Raw genomic sequence first — 3,136 nt, 5'->3', positions numbered from 1 at the left:
GGTTCCAATTGGGTTCCTCTCCCCAGGATTTGCCATCGCGATCGCGATAGTTGGTTAAGACATGGAGATAATCCCAGGGGCAAGTCCACTGCAGGTATTGACCACTATTAAAAACCACCCGAATCGTCACGCGATCGCGTCCTTTATTTTTTGCCCGTTTTTCGGCGTCCCGACAATGTTGTAAAATGTCTCGTTGGGTAACTTGATGGCTTGCTTTAGTCTCGCAGTTTGCGGGATTTTTCGATAAAGCCTTGTACCGGGGCAAAACTGGCGGCGGTGTAGTCAGACACGGCGGATTTCCTTTGGGTTTGGGTGTCTAGACTGTACTCTAGCAATTCTTCGGGATGTAAGGCGAGGAATTTAACGGGATTAATGGGAGTTTTTGGGGTGGGGGTGAATCCCGGTTGGGGAGAGGGTTTGAGGGGGGTTGGATCAAGGGGGATGAATAGCGGTTTTTTGGGAACAGGTAGGGGTACGGTATTGCTGTGCCCTTAAGGTTTCGATGAATTGAATCCCCTCTTACTGAGTAGCAAGAGGGGAATGGTTGCTATTTATAGGAGTAGACACATCGATTAGGACTTTCGACACCATTGTAGAGACGTTGCATGCAACGTCTCTACATAAATGATGTGTCCTAACCGCTATGGCGGTTGCTATAACTTGTTTTCCCAGCGAGTGGGAAACTCCTGTAGACAAGATTCCGCAGCTTAAGAGGGATATGTTTCCATTCAACTTGTTTTCCCAGCGAGTGGGAAGACTTGATGCGTCAGCGCACAAGTGCTGGTGCAACGTTTCCATTCAACTTGTTTTCCCAGCGAGTGGGAAGAGTTCGTTCAGGACGCCTTACCCAGACTGGGTTTCAGCGTTCGACTGAGACGTTCGGCGAGCGCTCAGTCGAGTCGCGCTCACGCCGAAGTCCCCCGAATCGACGCATCTCCAAAAAGTCTACCATATCCAGCCAAAAATCGCCGCCAACACATCCCTCAAATCCTTATCCTGTAAAGCATCGACGCATCTCAACGAAAAATATAGGGTTTGGGCGATTGGGCGAGATGCGTCGATTCGTCAAATTAACCGCAATTTTTCAACCGCCCCCAGCTTAAAAACCTGAGTCAGGGCGGGTTTAATTACATCAGGTTGCAACCGAAAAGATAGTGGTGAAACCCGCCCCTACACAATTCTACTCAATCGCCTGTTGCAACCTAGCCTTATTGACCGAATAGGATCGAGTCTCCAGTGTTTCCAGATTTCTCGCCAACCATTCCTCCACCCTCGCCGCCACCTTACCAGAGAGACAATCCCGCCAAGCCTGACGCTGTGAGGAGTGGACATCCTGCTTACACCATTGTGCGATCGCATCAGACAGCGTTTCTATTTTATCCGGTAAAGGTTGAATTAACTGTGCCAACTCCCCTAAGTCTTGATCTTCAAAAAGCGAACGGCGGGTATTTAACAGTTCAATAAACGCAGCCACATTATCTTCAGAAAATGACTGTACTGCTAATTGAACAACATTCAGCGGTAAATCCAATCCCTCCGCAATCATCTCCACACTCGCACCCAACTGCATCATCCGAGGGATAGCTTCTAACTTGGCTTTAAATTTGCCTCGTTGTTCACCTTCGATTAACCCTTCTTGCTTGGCTTCCTGATAAACCTTAGTGTTTCTGAGTTCACTTAATCCTAACATGGCTTCTATCTCCTCTCGGCTTTTTTGCGGTAATTTGTAAACGATGATGGTTTCTATTAAATCAATCAGGTTTTGTTTAGTCGTCTCATCCGTTATCTGAACTTTGGCTTGTTCAATTAAACGCCTTGCTTGTTCTAGGGCTGTCTGTTCCTGCTCAATCACTAGCTTAACAATATTCACCCCAACAGATGCCGATGCTTCATCTCCTAACTCATCCAAGTATATCCGAGTCACTCGGCTAAAGAGTTCTTTAAATTGTAACGGCTGTTCCCTCTCAATCCGGCGACTGGGATAAATCACCACCACCCGCCATGGACAAGTCGGTTTGTATTGATTCAGAAAGATAAATAGTTCAGTAAATAAACGATAATAAAAATTATCATCTCGTTGAAACTGAACCTCAACCACATAAAAAGGTTGGTCTAGGGTTTCGTTCTTAGGCAAAAACAACCCATCCAGTCTAAATGCCAGTTGTTTAATTTCACGGGAGGTGAATTCATAACTTGCCGCTTGTTCTGGCGATTGATTAATCAGTTCAAAGAAGATACTGGGAAACTCCTGAAACAAGCTATAAAAAATCGTGTCCGTTTTCACCTTTTCCTAGGGATCTCCAGCACAGGGTTGACACCTGATACTGTGCCACCCCAGAAGCCGAAAATTTCTACAATCACGGTATTGACAAATTGAACCGTTTATGATTTACCCAGAACCAACAGGCGATCGCTAATTAGGGCTTGCTGCACAAATTGGAAATCCTTATCTATCAAGAGTTAGAGGAGGTTTAAAGCCGACTCTAAGTGCAATCCATCGCTCCTGGATGGGTGAAAAGCTTGCACTTATAGGGAGACGAAAAGCACTACTGTTTCCTTCATCTCCCCCTCACCCCTTCTCCCCAAGACTTATTCAGCAAGCCCTAATTAGAATTCTCTGCTGAAATCGCCTGCTGTAGGATAGCTTTATTCACCGAAAGCTCAAAGGTTTCCAGCGTTTCCAAGTTTTGAGCCAACCATTCCTCCACCGTCGCCGCCAGCTTAGCAGAGAGACAATCCCGCCAAGCCTGACGTTGTACAGAATGGGCATCCTGTTTACACCATTGTGCGATCGCGTGAGACAGCGTTTCTATTTTATCCGGTAAAGGTTTAATTAACTCCGCCAACTCCGCTAAGTCTTGGGTCGAAAAAAGCGAACGGCGGGTATTTAACAGTTCAATAAACGCAGCCACATTATCTTCCGAAAATGACTGTACTGCTAGTTGAACAACATTCAGCGGTAAATCCAATCCCTCCGCAATCATCTCCACACTCGCACCCAACTGCATCATCCGAGGGATAGCTTCTAACTTGGCTTTGAATTTGCCTCGTTGTTCACCTTCTACTAACCCTTCCTGTCTGCCTTCGATTAACCCTTCTTGCTTGGCTTCCTGATAAACCTTAGTGTTTCTGAGTT

General features: G+C 46.3%; 2 protein-coding genes and 2 pseudogenes. 1 reads left to right on the top strand and 3 read right to left on the bottom strand.

Going from position 1 to position 3,136, the window contains the following annotated elements; genetic code table 11:
* A pseudogene (locus tag ACLFWI_RS28820) lies at window positions 1–214 on the bottom strand (Cas10/Cmr2 second palm domain-containing protein); the annotation flags it as partial.
* Window positions 215–761: 547 nt separating this feature from the next.
* On the opposite strand from ACLFWI_RS28820, the gene ACLFWI_RS28815 reads away from it, so the two are divergent.
* A complete protein-coding gene (locus tag ACLFWI_RS28815) occupies window positions 762–1,103 on the top strand; it encodes a hypothetical protein (RefSeq protein ID WP_446415783.1) in 342 nt (113 codons plus the stop codon).
* A gap of 77 nt (window positions 1,104–1,180) precedes the next feature.
* Here the strand turns inward: ACLFWI_RS28815 and ACLFWI_RS28810 are convergent, their stop codons facing one another.
* Both ACLFWI_RS28810 and ACLFWI_RS28805 read right to left on the bottom strand, forming a co-directional pair.
* Complete coding sequence (locus ACLFWI_RS28810; protein WP_446415782.1) at window positions 1,181–2,284, bottom strand: Rpn family recombination-promoting nuclease/putative transposase; 1,104 nt, start codon at window positions 2,282–2,284, stop codon at window positions 1,181–1,183.
* A gap of 319 nt (window positions 2,285–2,603) precedes the next feature.
* Window positions 2,604–3,136, bottom strand: a pseudogene (locus ACLFWI_RS28805) (Rpn family recombination-promoting nuclease/putative transposase); the annotation flags it as partial.

Source organism: Coleofasciculus sp., from assembly GCF_046539235.1.
Taxonomy (GTDB): domain Bacteria; phylum Cyanobacteriota; class Cyanobacteriia; order Cyanobacteriales; family Coleofasciculaceae; genus Coleofasciculus.
Note: the sequence above shows the minus strand (reverse complement) of the source record. Positions and strands in the feature narration are given on the sequence as shown.